The organism is Orrella sp. JC864, assembly GCF_037026685.1.
Classification (GTDB): Bacteria; Pseudomonadota; Gammaproteobacteria; order Burkholderiales; family Burkholderiaceae_B; genus Orrella.
This window is the reverse complement of the sequence record NZ_JBANET010000006.1, coordinates 97222-117296: the sequence shown is the minus strand read 5'-3', so window position 1 is coordinate 117296 and position 20075 is coordinate 97222. Positions and strand designations below refer to the sequence as shown.

The following is a 20075-nucleotide window of genomic DNA, read 5'->3' as shown; positions in this document are numbered from 1 at the left end:
ATGCAAGACGACATCAAGCCGGCGCTGACGGAGCAGGATATCGACGACATCATCCTCATGGGCCACCGTCGCAATGCTGCCGGCGGCCGCCACTACCGCGTCTCGCCGGTCCTGCGGCAGATGGGGATGTCGCTGGAGCAGAGCCGGGACGCCATCGACGCGTTTGCAGGGCTGCTGGTCGTGAATGCAACGAGCGCGGATCGCGCCCAGGCCGCCCAGGGTGCCCTCTCCGTCGCGCTACAGAAGGGCCGCTTGGATGCCTATGGCTGGATCACGATCTATTCGTCCCTGGGCAGCCTGGTCGATGTCCTGGCGCAGCACAGCGGAAAGTCGGCGGAAGAGATCCGCAAGTTGGGCGCTAGCGGGCAGCTGTCCGTCAACATGATCGCGCAGGCGCTTGCCGGGAGCTACGACGAGATCATGCGCCAGGTGGAAGGCATGCCGACCACCGTGCGCAATGCGTTCAGCGAGTACATCGGTACTCTTTGGCACGTGGGCCGTCAATCCGTGGCGGCACCTTCCGCTTCAGACAGGGAGGGGTGACCATGATCGAAATTCTCGGTATCGACCCGCGCGCCTCGAGCACCCAGAAGCTCACCGCACCAGCGCCGCTGCCCTACGTCTCGCGCCGAGCCCTTGGACGCGTAAGGGATCGCGTCGCGCCGCCCTCAGCATGTGACTGCTGCGGCGGCGCGGTGCGCTTGGCGTCCAACGCCGAAATCTACCGCGGGCGCAAGTTCGGCGACTGGCCCTATGTCTATCTATGCGACGCCTGCGGCGCCTACATCGGACTGCACCCAGACACCGATTTGCCACTTGGCACGATGGCAAATGCCGACCTGCGCGCCCTCCGAAAGAGCACCAAGCGCCTGTTCTTTGATGTCGCCGAGCATTTTTTTCATGGCCAGCGCGACCGTACCTACGCGTGGCTTGCACAGGTCATGGGTATTGACGCGCGCCGTTGCCACTTCGGGCTATTCGATATCGACGCGTGCCGCGCCGCCGAACAGGCGTGCATGACGAAACTTGCAGATTCTGATACCGGGGAGAAGCGCCGATGACCGAACAAACCGAACCCGATCCCGTGCGCGAGGCATTCGATCGCTGGTTCACACGCAACGACCTTTCGCCGGAAATGGCCGCGCGCGCTATCCGGCGAGATGGCGCCGGGCGCTACCTGCTCATGCAGGCGCACACGGCCTGGGAAACGTGGGAAGCAGCTTACGCCCAGGCCCGCGCCGACCTGATTGCCGAACTGCGGCCGGTGGCTTCTGCACAGATCACTCCTGGTTGTGGTGGTTTGAATATAGAAGCCACATTCAGCGGCCATCTGTATCTGTGTGATGACCCTCGCATCGCCACTGGCGGCGCCCCGCTCGCCATCATCCCGGAGAAGTGACCATGCAAAACGACATGAACCCCGTGCTGACGGAGGAGCAGATACAGCGCATCGGGTTAATGAGCCTGCCCGCTCGCCCCGAACCCGGCAGCACTATCCAATTCGCCCGCGCCATCGAGCGTGAAGTGCTCCGCGTCCTCGCTGATAGGGAGGGGCGGCAGCCCATTGCGTGGCTAACGCGCGATGAGGAAGGCAGCCCGTCGATGCTGTTTTTCGACTACGGCGAGGCGTGCACCTACTGCGACCCGGACGAGCAACCCGAGCCGCTAGGCCTGATCGCCCAGCGTGCCAATTCGGCCCCCGAACCAACGCCCGACCGCTACGTCGTCCTGAAGGCGCCCGGCAGCCGCTACGCCTATGTGAACGACACGCAGGAGGGGAAGACCGTCAAGCGATACGACGTTCTCAAGGGCGACGGATGGGCCAAAGCGGAATCACACGCCCGTGTGCTCAACGCCCACGAGCGCACCCAGCGTGCCAGGGAGGATGTAGATGCAAGCGGTACTTGACCCCTGCTGCGGTGGCCGCATGATGTGGTTCGATCCGCAGGACCAGCGCTGCCTGTTCGGCGATCTGCGGGACGAGGAAATCACCGTCACCGACCGTACTCACCGCGAGGACGGAACGCGATCGGTCCACATCCACCCCGACGTACAGATGGACTTCCGCGCCCTGCCATTCGCCGACGAAACCTTTGCACTGGTCGCCTTCGATCCGCCGCACCTGGTCCGCGCTGGCAAGCGCAGCTGGATGGCAGCCAAGTACGGAAAGCTGGGCGCCGACTGGCAAGAGGACATGCGCCAGGGCTTCGCCGAGTGCTTCCGCGTCCGGCGCCCCCACGGCGTGCTGATCTTCAAGTGGAATGAGACCCAGATTCCGCTACGGGACATCCTGGCATGCACGGACCAGCAACCGCTGTTTGGCCACCGCGTAGGCCGGCTCAATCGGACGCACTGGATCACGTTCATGAAGCCGGCCGCCCGTCAGCAGCAAAAGGGAGAGAGCAATGGTTGACCCCAAGCCGATCATGGCCGCCGCTAAAGCATTTGCACAGCGTCATTACGTGGAGCTCGCTGCCGAAGAGCTCGAATGGCAGGACACAGCGCTGCTACGCAATGGGCGGATGCGGGAACTGGCTGAAATGCTGAAGCCGATAGCCGGTCATGATCCCCTGGTCTTAGCTAAAAATCTTACCCATCGGGCGGCACTGGAAGCGGTCGCCCGCGTGGCGGAACTGGAGGCGGCGCTACGGCAATTGCTGGGCACCCTTCAGCACGCCGACATATCGCATCGCTACCAGGGCGACTGCCCCGATGCCAGCGACTACAACCGGCGCGATCCTGAGTGCCCAGCTTGCCAGGTCATGGTACGTGCGGCCGCCCTTCTTTCAGGTAAGGAGAGAATGTGAAGACCCCGTGCCGACACTGTCCATTCCGCGCTGACTCCCCTCTCGGCTACGACGCAGATGCCCTTGAAGCGCTGAAGACCGGTCAGGAGCCCTCCTGTCATGTGGTTGTTGGGATGGAGTCCATTTTCAACCGCGTTCCGGACCAGATCACGCGCTGTGTAGGCCATGACGCATGGGCCGCCGGAGTGCCCGGTTTCGTAGAACCACACCTAGCGCAGGCATCATGAGTGACCTCGTTCCCAATCGCCCGAGCCCCGAGGGCCGCATGATCGGGGAGCAACTAGCGCGCCTGACCGACAAGGCCGAGGCCGAGTTGCTGGCCAAGTTTCCAGACCACCCGCGCCGCTGCAAGTCCTGCGCGTTCACCGCCGGCACCGTGCCGAACGGTTGCCTGCCGACCGTCATGGATGCCATGAAGGCTACGATGGAAATGGACCCGTTCTACTGCCACCAACCCAAGCCTGGGCCGGACGGGAAGCCCACCACGATCTGCGCCGGCTGGTCCATCGCCATCAGCGCATTGGTAGACCGAAAGCCTCTGCCCACGCCCTGGCCGTACAGCCACGAAGGCGCATGACCCCACGCTATTCCGCAGCAAACCGCGCCCGGCGCACTTCGTCTAGCAACTCGTCAAACGCCTGCCGCGCTTCATCTTCGGCCCAACGCAGCTCGTAGTACCGGCGCCAGTGCGCGTCTTGCGTCACATCGTGCGCTGCGAGGTATTCCATCGCCGCAGCGGTGGCTAGCTGCCATTCATCAAAAGCGGCTTTCAGGTCCATGTCCGGCCTCCTTTTCAGGATCGTACCGCCGGCCGCCCTGGCCCCCGCTATCTCATTGAAACCACACGTAAAGCATGGAGGCTGAATGTCCGCCCACGCTCGCTTGACCGACGGCCACCTTGCGCTCATTGCTATGCTTGCCGAGCGCATTGTCTCGGACGTCGCCAACGATACCAACTACCAGGAAGCAACATGCACGCCGCTTTCTACGGTCGATTCAGTACTGACCGCCAGCGAGAGACCAGCATCGAAGACCAGGAGCGCATCTGCGCCGCGCGCGCCGCTGCGCTTGGTCTCGACCTTACGATCCGACACAGCGACCAGGGCATATCCGGCAGCACGCCGGTAGCGGCCCGGCCGGGCGGCAAGAGACTGCTGGCCGACGCTCTCGCGGGTCGCTTCGACGTGCTGCTTGTAGAAGGCCTGGATCGCCTCTCCCGTGACATGGTGGAGCAGGAGCAGACCATCCGGCGCTTCGAGCACCGCGGCATCCGCATAATCGGCGTCTCGGATGGATACGACTCGGTCTCCTCGGCTCGAAAGCTGCACCGGGGGATGCGGGGCCTGATCAACGAGGTGTACCTGGACGACCTGCGCGCGAAAACGCATCGAGGCCTACGTGGGCAGGTTGACCGCGGCTTTCACGCCGGCGGCCTGAGCTACGGCTACCGAAGCGTCGATGCTGATGGCGGAAAGCGCCTGGAGGTCAACCCAGAGCAAGCTGGCTGGGTCCGCTGGATATTCAAGAAGTACTCCGAAGGCTGGTCCGTCCAGCGTATTGCGCACGAGCTGAACCGCCTGGGCGTCCCCGCGCTGCGGGGCGGCACCTGGGCCGTGTCTGCCATTTATGGGAATCCGCGGCGGCTGGCCGGCGTGCTCAACAACGAACTCTACATCGGGCGCTACATCTGGAACCGGAGCCAGTGGCTCAAAGATCCGGATACTGGCCAGCGAATCCGCGTGGATCGCCCGCGTGAAGAGTGGCTAACCCGCGAGGTGCCTGAGCTGCGGATCGTGGATGACGCCACCTGGGAAGCCGTGCGCGAGCGGCTGTCGCTTTCCCGCACCTCGGGCGGACCCGGCAAATCGCCACCACCGCGGACGTTGCTTGGAGGCCTGCTGCGATGCAGCCTGTGCGGGGGGGCAATGGTCGCGATCAACCTGCGCATGTACGGCTGCGGCGCGCATAAAGACCGTGGGCCCGCAGTCTGCCGAGGCACGATGACACCGCGGCGGGAAACAGACAAGCGCCTGCTCGATATTATCCGGGAGGAATTGCTATCGCCCGCCGCCCTGGCCGAGCTGCAACGCCAGGTAAAACTCATGACGGAAGCGATACAACGCAACGGGCGCCAGGGCCGCGACGCGGCGGTACAGCGCCTTGCGCACGTGGACGCCGAACTGGATAGGCTGACAGATGCCATCGCCCGATTGGGCTTCTCTGAGGCCCTTGCCGACCGACTGCGGGCCGCCGAGGCCGAGCGGGCTAAGCTGAAGCGGGCCCTCGCCGAATCAGATCAGCCGCCGTCTCAGGTGCAAGACGCCGTGGAGCGGTACCGCGCGCTGCTGCGCAACCTGGAATCGGCATTGGCCAGCGACATCGAGCGTGCCCGGGCGATTCTGCTACAGATTCTCGGGCGTCCCGTCATCAGCAACGACGATGACGGGACCTGGGCGACCCTGGAAAGTGAAACGACCCCACTGCGCGTGGCAGTCGGGGCCGTTTCTGGGTGTGGTTGCGGGGACAGGATTTGAACCTGTGACCTTCGGGTTATGAGCCCGACGAGCTGCCAGACTGCTCCACCCCGCGTCTGGAGAAATGAATAATACACCAAAATGAAATACGTTGGCAAGCCGGCCTCAGTTCAGCCCGGCCGGCGCGCGCTCGCCGTCATAGCCCAGCACGTCCAGGGCGGCATCGTAGGCTTCGTGGTCCGAGCACAGGAACACCGCCACGTCGCCGGGATCCATGTTCTCGAGCACTTCGCCCACCTCGTCGTAGGCCTGCTCGACGCTGGTGACGGCGGCGGCATGGATCTGCGCATCGCTTTCGAACTGCTCGGCCGGGACGACCTCGGCGACCGCGTTCAGGTCGGCCGCGCTGATCACCACATAGACGCTGATTTCGTGGCCCTCGGCGCGGCATTGCAGCGCAAGGCCGCCGGGCGCGTCGGCGGTTTTGGTACTGACGATATCCATGGACTTTCCGTTGGCTGGGGCGCGCCGCAGGCTGCGGCGCGCCAGGATGGGTCAGCGGCCAATATAACAGCGGCGCGGTTCGCACCCGCCGGCCGGCACCCCAGGCCGGGCCGCCCCCGGGGCCCATTGAGCCCTGCTCATTTTTCGCTATTGTGAAACTGTGCGTAAAACAACGTTTGGCGCAGAAATGCCCGGGTTTCGTGTAAAAAACTGTCAATTCCCCGGGATCGTGGAGGTATGCTGTTGTTTTCCAAGGTGCCCCTATGTTCCCCAATCATTACGTATACAAGGGCTACCGGCTATCGGCGAACGTGCAGCGGGTGTTGTCTGGGGACCCCGGAGCGGGTCTGGAAGGCGTTACCTTCCGCGCAAGCATCGTGGTGGCCCGGGCGGCCGACTCCGACGAGCCCGGCATCGAATACGAAGTGCCGGCATTCGAGCAAAACGGCGGCATGCACAGCCCGCGCGAAGCCATCCACGCGGCGATCGAGCACGGCTGCAAGCTGGTCGATGCGATGTCCTCGCCCTCGCTGGCGCACTGACCTCGCTCCTGCGGGGCCCACGCATACCGATATCGCTTTTCCCGGGGGTTGACGCGCCCGGATTTCCCGGTCATAGTGCGCGGGCAGATCGTCAAGCGACGCGGTTTTGTGCATCAGTCGCCCTCGTTGGACCGTCGGTTGTTCTACTTCCTCTTCCTTGATCGTTCTGGCAATCCTGGGCTCGCGCCTATAAATATCTAGGAAGTACATCATGGCAACCGGTATCGTCAAGTGGTTCAATCCGGAAAAGGGCTTCGGCTTCATCGTTCCCGATGAAGGCGGCAAAGACCTCTTCGCGCACTATTCCGAAATCCGCAGGGAAGGCTTCAAGTCCCTGGAGGAAAACCAACGCGTCAGCTACGAAGTTGGCCAAGGCCCCAAGGGCCCCAGCGCCAAGAACATCCAGGTGCTGTAACCGGCTAAACCCGGTCCTCGCCTTGCAAGACCCGGCCCCGTGGCCGGGTCTTGTTTTTTGCGGACCTTTTGCGGCCTTAGCCGCCCGCCCGTGCCGGCGCCCGCAGCGGCTCGGGCGCGCCGCCGCGCAGGCAGCGCGCCATCAGCGCCACGACCAGCATGGTCAGCGCCACCCGCCCCACCAGCACCACCCAGATGTCCGCGCCCAGCGCCAGCATCAGCAGCGTGTCCTCGATCAGCGAATGCGACAGGGACAGCCAGCTGAGCGCCAGCAGCCGTGTGCGCGGCGGGAAATTCTGCTTTTGCGCCTCTTCGATGATGAGCGCCCCGCCATAGGTCAGGCCCAGCAGCACGCCCACGGTCGTGACGGGCGCCACCCTGGCGTCCAGCCCGGACAGGCGCAGCAGCGGCGTCAGGGCCACGGTGATGCGGCGCGTGATTCCCAGCCGCTCCAGCACATCGAGCAGCACCAGCAGGCCCAGTATCACCCCGTAGGTGGCAAGCAGCGAGAACAGCGTCGATTGCGCCCAGGCCAGGTGGACGTTGGGCGCCTGTTCGGCCGCCCATTGCGAGCCTTGCAGCCAGCCCAGCGATACCGGCTCGTCCAATACCCCCAGCAGCCGGCAGGTCCAGGCCACCATGGCGCCATACAGCAGGGCCAGGCCCAGGCGCAGCGCACTGGTGAACCAGAAGCTGGCGCCGGCGCGGCGCACGATGGCCTGCTCCACCGGGATGCTGTGCGCGAACAGCATCATGGCGGCCAGCGCGCTCAGCTGCGCCACGTTCAGGTCCATTTGCGGCGCCAGCCCGACCAGCGCACCGATGCCGCCGTATATGCCCACGAACACGCAAGCCACCCACACCAGGCCGGCCTGCGGCGGCAGATCGAGCAATGCCATGAACGGGCCCAGCGCCGCGCCCAGCAGGTCGATCAAGCCCGCCAGTTCGGCGGCGCGCACGGCCAGCATGACCGGCAGCATGACTTTGGCCAAGGCCCAGAACAGCCGGCGGCTGCGCGTGAGCAGGTGCAGGAGATAGATTTTCATGAACGGGACCGCCATACCGGAGAAGCGCACGCATCGCGCGGCAGTATGATAGTGCACACGGCATGCCGCGCCCGGCGTGCCGGCGCATCGCTGCCTGCCGCCGACGCCAGGGCCGACGGCAGCGGCGCCCCCTTTTCATTTCGTGGCAGTCAACATGCTCGACGCAACCAGCACTCCCGCTCTTTCCCCGCTCTCCGACATGCCGGCGCAGCCGGACCCGCGCCCCGCCCCGGTGGCCGCGCCCGTGGTGCGTCCGCTCAACGAAATCCTGCCCGACGACCCCCTGCTCATGATGGGCGCGGGGCCCGTGCCCATCCCCGACGCCGTGGCGCGGGCCAATTCCGTGGTCATCAACCACCTGGGCACCACGATGTCCACCATCATCACCCAGGTCAAGGAGATGGCGCGCTACGTCTTCCAGACGCGTTCGAACTGGGTGCTGGGCGTGGCCGGTCCCGGCTCGGCGGCCATGGAGATGGCCATCTGCAACCTGGTCGCGCCCGGCAGCAAGGTGCTGTGCGTGGTCAACGGCTTTTTCAGCGCCCGCATGGCCGACATGAGCCGCCGGCTGGGCGCGGACGTGGCCGTGCTCGAGATCGCCGGCCACCGCGCCGCCACGCTGGAGGAAGTGGAAACGGCCCTGCTGGCCCACCGGCCCGACTGCCTGACCATCGTCCAGGGAGAAACCTCCAATACCGTCTTCAACCGCGAGCTGCCGGCCATCGCCCGGCTGGCCAAGCAGCATGGCTGCATGGTGATCGTCGATGCCGTCTGCACGCTGAGCACCATGCCGCTGGACATGGACGCCTGGCAGATCGACGCGGTCATCACCGGCGGACAGAAAGGGCTGTCCTCGATTCCCGGCGTGTCGCTGATCGCCTTCTCCAACGAGGCCTGGGAGCGCATCGGCCGGCGTGAAAGCCACAACAGCCACTGGTGCCTGGATGCGCGCCTGGCCACCAATTTCTGGCACAAGGGTTCGTACCACTACACGGCGCCGGTCTCGGGCGTGCTGGCCTTGCACGAGGCCTTGCGGCTGGTCTGCGCCGAAACCCTGCCCGTGCGTTTCGAACGCCATGCGCGCTGCTCGCTGGCGCTGCAGCAAAGCATCACCGCCATGGGGCTGAAACTGTTCGCCCCGCAAGCGTCCCGGCTCAATTCCGTGGTCGGCATCGAAATGCCGGCATCGCTGGACAACGGCAAGGTCTGCGCCCACATCTCCGAGCACTATCACGTGGAGATATCCAGCTCCTTCGGCCTGCCCATCGTGCGCATCGGGCAGATGGGCGAACAATGCCGCTCGCACAACCTTTTCAGGACGGTGCACGCGCTGGGCTCGACCATGCGCGACCTGGGCGTGAAGGTCGACCTGCCCACCGGCATGGCCATGCTGGAGAAAGGCCTGCAAGTGCCGGCGCAGAAGACGGCCGGCGCGCCCGTGCCGGTATAGCGGGCCCTGCGCCCGGCCATCGGCCGCAGGCCGCCGGCGCCCGCTTGCGCGGGCCGGACGGCCTGCGGGCCAGGCGCCAGGCTAGGCGGCCTTGCGGCGGCGCGCCAGGACCCGGCGCGACACCAGGGAAGCGGAAAACGAGATCATCAGGCCAAACAGGCCGGCGGCGGCCGCCAGCAAGGGGGCATAGCCGGCGTCGGCCCCGCCCTGCGTCAGCCGGTAGGCCAAGCCCGCGCCCAGCACCGCCGTCAGCAGGCAGACGGCAAACCCCTTCTGTATGCTGGCCGTGCGGCCAGCCGCCGCGCCCACCAGCATGGCGAGGAGCACGACCCCCACCATGCCCAGGAAAAGATATTCGTATGTCATGGCCCTGCCCTGCATCGAGGATGGGCCAGTTTAGCAAGGCGCGGCCGGCCCCGCGGGCAGGGCCGTTAACGGCGCGGCTCGTACTGGGAAGCCCGTTGCGAGAACTCCTGGGGATCGAAGGGGCAGCCCAGCGCCTCGGCCATGACGGCCAGGCGCGAAGCCGCGTCGTGCAAATGCCCATCGGCAAACAGCGAGGCACAGCCCCACAGCGTGGAATTGCTGGCGACTTGACGCATGAAGGCGTCCAGGTTGTGTTGGCTCATTACAGTGGTGGGATGGCGGACAGTACGGGCGAATTATCACCCAGGCCGGCGCAGAGGGATGCCATGCAGGTCATTGAATTTATTGAAAAAGTAGATAAGGAAAGGCAATAATTCTCCAAGCTCCCGCTGGACAACACCAAGGGTTAACCCTAGTTCCGCGAAAAACCTGGATCCGCCCAGCGGCAAGCCCGTATGACGGGCGCTTCAGGCCAAAAAGCGCCGCCAGGCCGCAGTATTGCTGGTTTGCTGCCCTGCCCGGCCAGCCGGCTGCCTGGCCGCCCTCGCGGCCCGGCCTGCCGCCGCAACGCCGCGCGAGCCGCACGGGGCGTTGCGCCGATGCCACATGCTGGCTGCTAGACGGCTCGCGCGGTCAGCCATTGCGCCGGGGGCAAGGGCCGGGCCACGATACGGATCTCGCCCAGCGTGTCCAGAAAGCCGTTGTTGGGCGGCCCGCCGTCCCAGAAACCTGCGCCCACGTACCAGGGCAGGCCCAGGCTGGCCAAGCCCACGGCCCCGCCGATATTGCGCAGCACCGGCGCGCCTTCGACGTACAGGGTGGTCTCGCGCGTGGCCGGATCGTTGTAATGCTTGTCGGCCGTCCATGCCAGGTCCTCGACCTGGGCGGTATTGCCGGCCGGTTCGCTTAACGGCGCCCGCACCAGGTCGTTGCCGTTGCCCGACAGGTCGGCGATGACCGCGCCCGCAGCCACCGGCGAGCCGTCCGCGCCGCCGGCAAAGCGCCAGTGCGCGCGCGTCTCGGCCACCTGGGGATAGTCTTGCGGACCGCTGGCTGGCGTGCGCACCGGCGGCTGCGCGTCGGTAAAGCCGTCCAGGATCAGCGCCGCGGCCGCCGCGGCCAAGGGCGCGTTGCTGGGCGCCGCCGCGGCGAACCCGGGATTGAAGCCGGCGAACCGGCTGGCGAAGTCCATTTCGATCTCGAACTGGTCGTTCGGCGAGGTCAGCATGGCCTGGTCGAACTCATTGAGGGTTTCGGCCGGCTTTTGCGGCACCCAGGGGGAAAACGACAAGGCACGGATGCGGTTGTTGCTCAGGTCGAATTCATAGAAGCGCATCAGGCCGTTGCCGCCCTGGTAGGCCATCTGGTAGTCCACCACCATCTGCTCGACGGCATGGCCGAAGTCGTTGAGCTTGGTCAGGCGCGCCGAGCCGTGGAAATGCCCGTTCAGCGTCATGAAGATCTGGTGGTTGTCGCGGATCAGGCGGTCCCACAGCATCAGGCCGTAAGGGGTTTGCAGCGGGCTGACGCCGTCGCGGTCGGCGTCCGTGCCGTTGACCGGATCGGAATCGTAGCCAACCGGCGCCAGCACGTCGTGGTTGCCGGCCAGGATCGAGTACGGCAGGCCGGCGTCTTCCAGCACCTTCATCGCCTCGTCGGCGACCTCCCACTGCTGCGGCCTGCCGGCCTGGTCGACCACGTCGCCGACATGGATGACAAAAGGGATCTTCAGTGCGGGGGCCTGCGCGGCGAGCCACTGCGTCTGGGCCAGGAAAGGCTCGCTGCCATAGAGGCGGTCGAACTGGTTGCCGGCCTCGGCGAAGGCATAACGCGCGTAGAACTGGGTGTCGGGCAGCACCGCCAGCCCGAAGCTGGACACCAGGCCTTCGTCCTGGCCGGGCTGCCCCGGTTCGGGCTGGGGCTGCTCCGGCTGCGGCGGCGCGGCGGCCTCATCGTCGTCGCTGCTGCCCCAGCCGGCCAGCAGCCCCGTGGCGCCCAGGCCGGGCGCCAGCCAGGCGCCCATGCCCAGCTTGAGCAGCGAGCGGCGCTTGTTCGGCAGCGCGATCAGGCCGGCATCGCCGCCAGGCCCGGTGTCGTCCTGGCGATGGGAACAAGGAAGGGGGTTGACGTGGGAATCAGGCCAGCGGCATGGCCAAGCCTGCCGCACGCCCCGCGGGCCCAGAAAAGAAAAGCAAAAGCTGTCGAAAAATCCCCCACCAAAAAGAAAGCGCGGGCTGCGTCATCACACGCAAACCCGCGCCAATATTGGTAGGCCCCCCGAGAGTCGAACTCGGCACCAACGGATTATGAGTCCGCTGCTCTAACCAGGCATGAGCTAGAGGCCCGTTTGGAAAGGCTTTACTGGCCTTCCAGGAAACTCTTGAGCTTGTCGGCCCGGCTGGGGTGGCGCAGCTTGCGCAGCGCCTTGGCTTCGATCTGGCGGATGCGCTCGCGGGTGACGTCGAACTGCTTGCCCACCTCTTCCAGCGTCTGGTCGGTGCTCATCTCGATGCCGAAACGCATGCGCAGCACCTTGGCTTCGCGCGGGGTCAGCGAATCCAGCACCTCCTTGACCACGTCGCGCATGGAGCCATGCAGCGCCGCGTCCGAGGGCGCCAGGGTGGCGGTATCCTCGATGAAGTCGCCCAGGTGCGAATCGTCGTCGTCGCCGATGGGCGTCTCCATGGAGATCGGCTCCTTGGCGATCTTCAGGATCTTGCGGATCTTGTCCTCGGGCATGTCCATCTTGGCGGCCAGGGTCGCCGGATCGGGCTCGGCGCCGGTTTCCTGCAGGATCTGCCGGCTGATGCGGTTCATCTTGTTGATGGTCTCGATCATGTGCACCGGGATGCGGATGGTGCGCGCCTGGTCGGCGATCGAGCGTGTGATGGCCTGCCGGATCCACCACGTGGCATAGGTAGAGAACTTGTAGCCGCGCCGGTATTCGAACTTGTCCACCGCCTTCATCAGGCCGATGTTGCCCTCCTGGATCAGGTCCAGGAACTGCAGCCCGCGGTTGGTGTATTTCTTGGCGATGGAGATCACCAGGCGCAGGTTGGCCTCGGTCATCTCGCGCTTGGCCTTGCGGGCCTTGGCCTCGCCGGTGGCCATGCGCTTGTTGACTTCCTTGAGGTCCTTGAGGGGCAGCACCACGCGGGCCTGCAGGTCGATCAGCTTTTGCTGCAGCTCGTGCACGGCCGGGACGTGGCGCTCGAGGGTGGCGGAATACTCGTGACCGGCGGCCACTTCTTCCTGGACCCAGTTCATGTCGGTTTCGCGGCCCGGGAAGACCTTGATGAAATGGCTGCGGGGCATGCCGGCGCGGTCCACGCAGGTGTGCAGCACCGCGCGCTCGAGCTGGCGCACCTCCTCGACCTGGCTGCGCAGCGTGTCGGCCAGCCGCTCGACCATCTTGGCGGTAAAGCGGATGCCCATCAGTTCGTTCTGGATGGCTTCCTGGGCCTGCACATAGGCGGGCGACTTGTAGCCATCGCGCTCATAGGCCTTGCGCATGGCGTCGAACCACTTGCTGACCTCGTCGAACTTCTTCAGAGCCTTGACGCGCAGGTCCTCGAGCTGGCGGCTGCTCATGCCACCGGCCGGGCCGTCGTCGTCCGAATCGTCGGCCACGCCGGCGCCGGCGTACTCCTCGCCGTCCTCGGGATCGACCAGGCCATCGACCACCTCGTCGATCTGCGCCGAGCCGTCGCGCACGCGGCTGATGTGGGCGATGATCTCGTTGATGGTGGTCGGGCAGGCCGAGATGGCCATGACCATGTGCTTGAGGCCGTCCTCGATGCGCTTGGCGATCTCGATCTCGCCTTCGCGCGTGAGCAGTTCGACCGAACCCATTTCGCGCATGTACATGCGCACCGGGTCGGTGGTGCGGCCGAAGTCGGAATCCACGGTGGTCAGCGCGGCCTCGGCCTCGTCCTCGACGTCGTCGTCGTTGGCGGCCACGGGCGCGTTCTCGCTCATCAGCAGCGTTTCGGCATCGGGCGCCTGGTCATAGACCGAGATGCCCATGTCGCTGAAGGTGCTGATGATGCCGTCGATGGCCTCGGCATCGACCAGGTCGTCGGGCAGATGATCGTTGATCTCGCCATAGGTGAGATAGCCGCGGTCCTTGCCCAGCTTGATCAGCTGCTTGAGCCGGTTGCGGCGCGCTTCGTATTCCTCGGGCGAGACGGGGCCGCGGGCGATCAGGTCCTTGGGATCGGCCTTGCCGCGCTTGCCGCGCTTGGGGGGCTTGAAGTCCGGCACGACCTCGCCTTCGCCGTCGTGATCGCCGCCATCGTCGAAGTCGGCATCGTTGTTGGCGTTCTTGGAGGGGCGCCCGGGGCGGCGGCCGGTGCCCGACGGGCGCGTGACCATCTCGGTCAGGCGGTCCTCGGCGGCGTCGTCGTCAAGGGCGGCGGACTTGGGGCGGCCGGGCTTGCCGGCCGGCTTGGCCGCGGTCTTGCCGGCGGCCTTGGCCGTCTTGGCGGGCGCCTTGGGTTCGGCCTTGGCGGCCGCCTTCTTGGCGGCGGGCTTGGCCGCAACCTTTACCGAGGCCTTGGCGGCAGGCTTTTCCGCCGCACGCGAGGTGGCGCGCACGGGCTTGACGACCGCCTCGGACGTCGCCTGTTCGAGCGTGGAGCTTGCGGGGGATTTCTTGCCGTTGGATTGGGTCATGGTCGCTTCCGTGACTGGTATAACAGCCACATTAACTATTGAGTGCCATCCGTGCAACACGGACGGACCGTAAAACAGCTTCCGTGCTGCAGCGGGAACGTTTTCAGCCGGAAAAACCGGGCCGGACATCAAGGGGCGCGCATCCGCGCGACAGCGGCCGGACCGCAGGCCTTCCGGGGATTAGACCCCGATGCGATCCAGGCGTTCACCCGCCCCGGGCGGCCTGGCCGGTCCCGGCCTGCCAGTCTGCCCGCCAGCCTTCCTTGTACGGCTTGCACGGCTGTGTTTGCACTGCTGCTCGAAAACCCTTAAGTGTACCGCATTCCTTACTGTCCGGCAGCCCGGCTCAGCACCGTAATGCGTTGTGACAATTCGAGGTATTGCGCCCGGGCCGCCGCGTCTTCCAGGCCCTGCTCGACCAGCGCCGACTGCTCTGCGCGCAAGGCATCGAGTTCGATACGCCGCAGCGCGTCTTCCCACTCCTTCTGCGGATGCGGCAGTTCTTCCTGGGCCATGACGTCGGCCAAGGCCTGCTGCAGCACCAGCTGCAGGTCCGAATCGGGCTCGGCCGCCTGCAGCAGCGCGCCCAGATGGCGCGCCCCGCTGCGCTGGGCAAGCAGGATCAACTCCCTTACCAAGGACAGATGGGGGCCGCGATCCAGGACTTCAAGCTGCTGCTCGCCCATTTCGTCCACCAGCTCCGGATGCGAGAGCAGCAGGCGCAGCAGGCGCTTGGCCAGCGGCGTCACCGGCCGGCGCCCCCTGGGCGGCTCGGCCCCTGCGGCGCGTTCGCCGCGGTCCTGGCGCTTGAACTTGCGCCCGGCGCCTGCGTCCCGGCGCCACCCGCCCGGCCTGGGCTCGTAGACGGGCTCATCCGGCTCGTGCGCGGGCTGCCAGTTCAGGTCCATCTCCTCGGGGGCCGGCGCCTCGCCCTGCCAAGGCTGCGCGCCGGGCTCGGGCGGGCGGGCCGCCTTGGAGACCGGAGCGGGCTCGGGCGCGGCTGCCAGCAGTCCGGCCAGCTCTTCGGGGGTAAGCTGTACCTGGCGCGCCAGCGCATGCTGCAACTGCAGCCGCAGGCTGCCCTCGGGCACCGCGGCCAGCAACGGCTTGGCCTCGTGCACGCAGGCCGCCCGGCCTTCCACCTCGGACAGGTCATGGCGCGAGGCCAGCTCGTCCAGCAGGAAGCGCGACAGGGCCACCGCCTCGTCCAGGCGCGCCTTGAAAGCCTCGGCGCCGAATTCGCGCACATAGGAGTCCGGGTCGTGCTCGGCAGGCAGAAAAAGGAAACGGATGGAAATGTCGTCGCGCAACAGCGGCAGGCAGGCCTGCAAGGCCCGCCAGGCCGCCCGGCGCCCGGCGCTGTCGCCATCGAAGCTGAAGACGATGCGGTCGCTGGCGCGCAGCAGCTTCTGGACGTGCGTGCTGGTGGTCGCCGTGCCCAGCGTGGCCACCGCATTGCCCACCCCTTGCTGGGCCAGGCCGACCACGTCCATATAGCCCTCGACCACCACGACCTGGCCTTCGCTGCGCACGGCCAGGCGCCCTTCCCACAGGCCATAGAGCTCGTTGCCCTTGGAAAACAGCGGGGTCTCGGGGGAGTTCAGGTACTTGGGCTCGCCCTTGCCGATGATCCGCCCGCCAAAGCCGATCAGCTGCCCGCGCGCGTTGCGGATGGGAAACATCACGCGCTCGCGGAAACGGTCGTAGCGCCGGCCGTCCTCGGATTCGATCACCAGCCCGGCCTCGACCAGCAGCGGGTCGTCGTAGCGCGGGAAGACCTTGGCCAGGCCCTGCCGGTCGGCGTCGGCCCAGCCCAGGCCGAAACGCGCCGCCACGTCGCCCGTCAGGCCGCGCTGCTGCAGATAGCGGATCGCAGCCGGCGACTGGCGCAATTGCTTGCGATAGTGGGCCAGCGCGGTTTCCAGCACCTGGCCGTGGCGGGAGATTTCCTCGCGGCGGCGCGCGTCCTGCGCCCGTTGGCGTGGACTGCGATCCTCGTCGGGCACGGTCAGGCCCACGCCGCCGGCCAGCGAACGGACTGCCTCGGGGAAACTGGCCCCCGTATGCTCCATCAGGAAGGTGATGGCGCTGCCGTGCGCGCCGCAACCGAAGCAGTGATAGAACTGCTTGGTGGGACTGACGGTGAAGGACGGGGATTTTTCGTTGTGGAAGGGGCAAAGGCCGAGCAGATTGGCCCCGCCCTTGCGCAACTGGACGTAGCGCCCTACGACTTCAGCGATGTCGACACGGGCGAGCAGCTCCTGGATGAATGAATCAGGAATCAATTCCTGACCACCCAGGAATCAATACAGACGCGGAGGCAGCTGTTGGCTACGGATACGCTTGTAGTGACGCTTGACCGCGGCGGCAGCTTTGCGCTTGCGCTCGGCGGTGGGCTTCTCGTAGAACTCGCGCGAACGCAGCTCGGTCAGCAGGCCGGTCTTTTCGATGGTGCGCTTAAAGCGCCGCAGGGCGGCTTCAAACGGCTCGTTTTCTTTCAGTCGGACAATAGGCATGAATGGTATGCGCGTCAAAAGTTCCAGGTAACTGTAGATTCTAGCATGTTATTGCCAAAAATCCAGAAAAATCAATCGCGGCGCCCCTTGCGCATCCAGGCTTCGAGCTGGTCCGGGCGCAGGCTGTCGTATTCCTCGAAAGGCTGGTGTATCCACGGATTGGTTTCCAGCTTCTCGACGTAATAGTCGGGAACCGCCTGGGAATGCCCTTTCCACCACAGCACCGCGCTCTTGAGTTCGGTGATGCCGGGAAACTGCTTGCGCAGGTGATCGCGCACCCGGCTGAAGGTCAGGCCGGTATCGACCATGTCGTCCACCAGCAACACCCGGCCGGCCAGGGTGCCGCGCGTGATGGTGATGAACTGGGCGATGTCCAGGGTGCCCTGCACCGTGCCGGCCGCCTCGCGATAGCTGCTGGTGGCCAGGATGCCCAGGGGCACGTCGTAGATGCGCGAGAGCACGTCGCCCACCCGCACGCCGCCGCGCGCCAGGCAGACGATCTGGTCGAAACGCCAGCCCGACTGGTAGATGTTCAGGCCCAGCGTCTCGATCAGGCGATGGTATTGGTCCCAGCCGACCCAGAGATCGCGGTCGGTGCTCGGTGGCAGGTTCATGGCGCGCCCTCCCGCTCAGCCCTTGAAGGGATGGCGCAACAGGATGGTCTCGTTGCGGTCCGGGCCCGTCGAAACCATGTCGATGGGCACGCCGCAGGTCTCGGACATGCGCTCGAGGTAGCGGCGCGCGTTGGCCGGCAGCTTGTCGTACTCGGTGATGCCCACGGTCGATTCGCTCCAGCCGGGCAGCTCTTCGAGCACGGGTTCGACCCGGCCCACCGCCGCCGCGCCGTAAGGCAGCGTGTCGTGGAACTGGCCGTCCATGCGGTAGCCCACGCCCAGCTGGATCGTGTCCAGCCCGTCCAGCACGTCCAGCTTGGTGATGCACAGCCCCGAAATGCCGTTCAGGCGTACCGAGCGCTTGAGCGCCGCCCCGTCGAACCAGCCGCAGCGGCGCGGCCGGCCGGTGACCGAGCCGAACTCCTTGCCTACCGTGGCCAGGCGCGCGCCCACGTCGTCGAACAGTTCTGTGGGGAACGGGCCCGAGCCCACCCGGGTGGCATAGGCCTTGGTGATGCCCAGGATGTGATGCAGGGATTGCGGCCCCACCCCGGCGCCGGCCGCGGCCGCGCCCGCCACGCAGTTGCTGCTGGTGACGTAGGGATAGGTGCCGTGGTCCACGTCCAGCAAGGCGCCCTGGGCGCCTTCGAACAGCAGCTTGTGGCCGGCCTGCTGCGCGGCGTACAGGTTGTTGGAGATGTCGTTGACCATGGGCGCCAGGGCCGGCGCCAGCGCCATGGCCTGGTCGCGCACCTGGGCGGCGGCCACGGCCGGGGCGCCCAGGTACTGGGTCAGCACGAAATTGTGGTAGTCCAGCACCTCGGCGAGCTTTTCGTCGAAGGCCTTGGGATCGAACAGGTCCTGCACGCGCAGCGCGCGGCGGGCCACCTTGTCCTCGTAGGCCGGGCCGATGCCGCGGCCCGTGGTGCCGATCTTGCTTTCGCCGCGCCGCGCCTCGCGCGCCTGGTCGATGGCCACGTGATAAGGCAGGATCAGCGGGCAGGCCTCGGAGACCTGCAGGCGCGAGCGCACGTCCAGGCCGGCGGCCTCCAGCTCGGAGATCTCCTTGAGCAGGGCCTCGGGCGAAAGCACCACGCCATTGCCGATGTAGCAGGTCACCCCCGGATGCATGATGCCCGAGGGGATCAGGCGCAGGATGGTCTTCTGGCCGTTGATCCACAGCGTATGGCCGGCATTGTGCCCGCCCTGGAAGCGGACCACGCCCTGGGCCGATTCGGCCAGCCAGTCCACGATCTTGCCCTTGCCTTCGTCACCCCACTGGGTGCCTATCACCACAACGTTCTTGCTCATTGTCGCCAACGAATGAAAAGTTATTCCTGAAAACTCGCATCGCCCGCGCCGCCTACCGCCCGGCGCACTGGGCCCCATTGATCCATCTATAGCGCCCGCAGCGTCCAGACGCCGTCTTGCAGCACGAGCTCGCGATCGCAGACGAATTCGTCCTGGTCTTGCTCGTGGCCGGGCAGCGCCTGCACCACGACCTCGCCGCCGGCGCGCAGCTGCTGCACGGCCAGCACCAGCGCGGGCTCGCGCCCCCAGGGGGCGCGCACCGCGCGGGAGGGCTCGGCCGGCGGCAGGCCCGCGGCCAGCTTGCGCAGGTCCATGCTAAAGCCCGTGGCCGGGCGCGCCCGGCCGAAGGCGCGGCTGACGTCGTCGTAGCGCCCGCCGCGCACCAGCGCGTCATGCCAGCCTTCGGCGTAGATCGCGAAGGTCACGCCGGAGTGATAGGCATAGCCTCCCTGCACATCGGCCAGGTCCACGCTGGCGTCGACGTCCTGCAGCGCATCGAGCACGGTGGCCAGCGCATCCAGGGCCGCGGTCACGCCCGGCAGGCCGGGCAGCGCCTGGCGCGCCTGCGCCAGCACCTCGGCGCCGCCGTACAGCTCGGGCAGGCGGCGCAGCGCCGCCCAGGTATCGGGCCGCACGCCCTGGACCGTGGCCGACAGTTGCATCAGCCCGGGTACGTTCTTTTCGCCCAGGGCGGCGTAGATGGCGTCGGCATGGCCGGCGGCGGCCGGGTCGGCATCCAGGATGGCCCGCACCAGCCCGGGATGGCACAGGTCCAGCCGGGGCGTGCGCACGCCGGCCAGGCGCACGCTCTCGAGCGCCAGCTGCAGGATCTGCAGGTCGGCTTCGACCCCGGCATGCCCGTAGAGCTCGGCGCCGATCTGCAGCAGCTCGCGGCTCGAGAGCAGGCCGGCCGGCCGGGCATGCAGCACCGGGCCGCAGTAGCACAGGCGCGTGACGCCGGCGCGATTGAGCAGGTGCGCGTCGATGCGGGTGACCTGGGGCGTCATGTCGGCCCGCACGCCCAGTGTCCGCCCCGAAAGCTGGTCCACCAGCTTGCAGGTGTGCAGGTTCAGATCGGTGCCCGTGCCCGAAAGCAGGGAATCGATGTATTCCACCAAGGGGGGCGCCACCAGCTCGAAACCGTAGGTGCGGTACAGATCGAGCAGGCTGCGGCGCAGTTCCTCGATGCGCCGGGCCTCGGCCGGAAGGATGTCGGCCAGGCTCTCCGGCAGCAGCCAGTTACCCATCATTGATTGAATTTGCCCGAAAAACGAAAACGTATCTTGAACACTGGAGGATTCGGCCGGACGATGCATTTGCGCCGCCCAGACGAAAAAGCGGCTTGGGGCGTAAGCCC

23 protein-coding genes and 2 tRNA genes are annotated in these 20075 nt (G+C 66.5%); 11 read left to right on the top strand and 14 right to left on the bottom strand.

All coding sequences use genetic code 11. From position 1 onward, the window contains the following. The 7 genes from V8Z80_RS08210 to V8Z80_RS08180 all read left to right on the top strand — a co-directional run bounded on the left by V8Z80_RS08210 (position 1) and on the right by V8Z80_RS08180 (position 3384). Positions 1-543, top strand: a complete 543-nt coding sequence (locus V8Z80_RS08210; protein ID WP_336061651.1) for a tape measure protein — start codon at positions 1-3, stop codon at positions 541-543. 2 nt (positions 544-545) lie between these two features. Then, positions 546-1061, top strand: a complete 516-nt coding sequence (locus tag V8Z80_RS08205) for a zinc-finger-containing protein (RefSeq protein ID WP_336061650.1) — start codon at positions 546-548, stop codon at positions 1059-1061. Next, on the top strand, positions 1058-1399 hold the full coding sequence (locus tag V8Z80_RS08200) for a hypothetical protein (protein WP_336061649.1): 342 nt from the start codon (positions 1058-1060) through the stop codon (positions 1397-1399). Before V8Z80_RS08205 ends, V8Z80_RS08200 begins: the two co-directional genes overlap by 4 nt. A gap of 2 nt (positions 1400-1401) precedes the next feature. Then, complete coding sequence (locus tag V8Z80_RS08195) at positions 1402-1908, top strand: hypothetical protein (RefSeq protein ID WP_336061648.1); 507 nt, start codon at positions 1402-1404, stop codon at positions 1906-1908. After that, positions 1892-2413 carry a class I SAM-dependent methyltransferase gene (locus tag V8Z80_RS08190; protein WP_336061647.1) on the top strand — a complete coding sequence of 174 codons (522 nt, stop codon included), beginning with the start codon at positions 1892-1894 and terminating at the stop codon, positions 2411-2413. Before V8Z80_RS08195 ends, V8Z80_RS08190 begins: the two co-directional genes overlap by 17 nt. Then, entirely contained in the window at positions 2406-2807 is a 402-nt protein-coding gene (locus V8Z80_RS08185) for a hypothetical protein (RefSeq protein WP_336061646.1), read from the top strand. The genes V8Z80_RS08190 and V8Z80_RS08185 overlap by 8 nt, the downstream gene beginning before the upstream one ends. Positions 2808-3030: 223 nt before the next feature. Continuing rightward, positions 3031-3384, top strand: a complete 354-nt coding sequence (locus tag V8Z80_RS08180) for a hypothetical protein (protein WP_336061645.1) — start codon at positions 3031-3033, stop codon at positions 3382-3384. A gap of 7 nt (positions 3385-3391) precedes the next feature. Here the strand turns inward: V8Z80_RS08180 and V8Z80_RS08175 are convergent, their stop codons facing one another. Then, on the bottom strand, positions 3392-3586 hold the full coding sequence (locus V8Z80_RS08175; RefSeq protein WP_336061644.1) for a hypothetical protein: 195 nt from the start codon (positions 3584-3586) through the stop codon (positions 3392-3394). Positions 3587-3778: 192 nt separating this feature from the next. Here V8Z80_RS08175 and V8Z80_RS08170 point away from each other — a divergent pair, with 192 nt between their 5' ends. Beyond that, the gene (locus tag V8Z80_RS08170) at positions 3779-5341 is read left to right on the top strand and encodes a recombinase family protein (protein ID WP_336061643.1); all 1563 of its coding nucleotides are present in this window, start codon (positions 3779-3781) and stop codon (positions 5339-5341) included. Here V8Z80_RS08170 and V8Z80_RS08165 read toward each other — a convergent pair. Together V8Z80_RS08165 and V8Z80_RS08160 are read right to left on the bottom strand one after the other, a co-directional pair. Beyond that, a tRNA-Met gene (locus V8Z80_RS08165) sits at positions 5320-5396 on the bottom strand. The two genes, V8Z80_RS08170 and V8Z80_RS08165, sit on opposite strands and share 22 nt — an antisense overlap. Before the next feature lie 50 nt (positions 5397-5446). Then, a complete protein-coding gene (locus V8Z80_RS08160; RefSeq protein ID WP_155195251.1) occupies positions 5447-5785 on the bottom strand; it encodes a hypothetical protein in 339 nt (112 codons plus the stop codon). 263 nt (positions 5786-6048) lie between these two features. Between V8Z80_RS08160 and V8Z80_RS08155 the strand changes: the two genes are divergently transcribed. Together V8Z80_RS08155 and V8Z80_RS08150 are read left to right on the top strand one after the other, a co-directional pair. After that, on the top strand, positions 6049-6327 hold the full coding sequence (locus tag V8Z80_RS08155) for a hypothetical protein (RefSeq protein WP_155195252.1): 279 nt from the start codon (positions 6049-6051) through the stop codon (positions 6325-6327). Between the two features lie 211 nt (positions 6328-6538). Further along, positions 6539-6742 (top strand): cold-shock protein, encoded by a 204-nt coding sequence (locus tag V8Z80_RS08150; RefSeq protein ID WP_155195253.1) that lies wholly within the window; start codon positions 6539-6541, stop codon positions 6740-6742. Positions 6743-6818: 76 nt separating this feature from the next. Here V8Z80_RS08150 and V8Z80_RS08145 read toward each other — a convergent pair whose 3' ends face one another. Beyond that, positions 6819-7787: a nucleoside recognition domain-containing protein gene (locus V8Z80_RS08145; RefSeq protein WP_155195254.1), complete on the bottom strand. Its 969-nt coding sequence runs from the start codon at positions 7785-7787 to the stop codon at positions 6819-6821. Positions 7788-7986: 199 nt separating this feature from the next. Here V8Z80_RS08145 and V8Z80_RS08140 point away from each other — a divergent pair, with 199 nt between their 5' ends. Next, positions 7987-9237: a pyridoxal-phosphate-dependent aminotransferase family protein gene (locus V8Z80_RS08140; RefSeq protein WP_155195296.1), complete on the top strand. Its 1251-nt coding sequence runs from the start codon at positions 7987-7989 to the stop codon at positions 9235-9237. 81 nt (positions 9238-9318) lie between these two features. Here V8Z80_RS08140 and V8Z80_RS08135 read toward each other — a convergent pair whose 3' ends face one another. The 10 genes from V8Z80_RS08135 to V8Z80_RS08090 form a co-directional block, all read right to left on the bottom strand. After that, positions 9319-9603 (bottom strand): hypothetical protein, encoded by a 285-nt coding sequence (locus tag V8Z80_RS08135; RefSeq protein ID WP_336061642.1) that lies wholly within the window; start codon positions 9601-9603, stop codon positions 9319-9321. A 65-nt stretch (positions 9604-9668) separates the two neighbouring features. Continuing rightward, entirely contained in the window at positions 9669-9866 is a 198-nt protein-coding gene (locus tag V8Z80_RS08130; protein ID WP_155195256.1) for a hypothetical protein, read from the bottom strand. Positions 9867-10219: 353 nt separating this feature from the next. Next, positions 10220-11626 (bottom strand): metallophosphoesterase, encoded by a 1407-nt coding sequence (locus V8Z80_RS08125; RefSeq protein ID WP_442951953.1) that lies wholly within the window; start codon positions 11624-11626, stop codon positions 10220-10222. A 243-nt stretch (positions 11627-11869) separates the two neighbouring features. Further along, positions 11870-11948: transfer RNA gene (locus V8Z80_RS08120), tRNA-Ile, on the bottom strand. Positions 11949-11961: 13 nt separating this feature from the next. Further along, positions 11962-14277 carry an RNA polymerase sigma factor RpoD gene (gene rpoD / locus V8Z80_RS08115; RefSeq protein WP_336061640.1) on the bottom strand — a complete coding sequence of 772 codons (2316 nt, stop codon included), beginning with the start codon at positions 14275-14277 and terminating at the stop codon, positions 11962-11964. Between the two features lie 326 nt (positions 14278-14603). Further along, positions 14604-16562, bottom strand: coding sequence for a DNA primase (gene dnaG / locus V8Z80_RS08110; RefSeq protein WP_155195259.1), 1959 nt, complete (start codon positions 16560-16562; stop codon positions 14604-14606). A gap of 18 nt (positions 16563-16580) precedes the next feature. Next, a complete protein-coding gene (rpsU, locus tag V8Z80_RS08105; protein ID WP_066452846.1) occupies positions 16581-16793 on the bottom strand; it encodes a 30S ribosomal protein S21 in 213 nt (70 codons plus the stop codon). Positions 16794-16864: 71 nt separating this feature from the next. After that, positions 16865-17407, bottom strand: coding sequence for a phosphoribosyltransferase (locus tag V8Z80_RS08100; RefSeq protein ID WP_155195260.1), 543 nt, complete (start codon positions 17405-17407; stop codon positions 16865-16867). Positions 17408-17422: 15 nt separating this feature from the next. Next, positions 17423-18718, bottom strand: a complete 1296-nt coding sequence (locus V8Z80_RS08095) for an adenylosuccinate synthase (protein WP_336061639.1) — start codon at positions 18716-18718, stop codon at positions 17423-17425. An 86-nt stretch (positions 18719-18804) separates the two neighbouring features. After that, entirely contained in the window at positions 18805-19965 is a 1161-nt protein-coding gene (locus V8Z80_RS08090) for an ATP phosphoribosyltransferase regulatory subunit (RefSeq protein ID WP_155195297.1), read from the bottom strand. Positions 19966-20075: the final 110 nt, after the last annotated feature.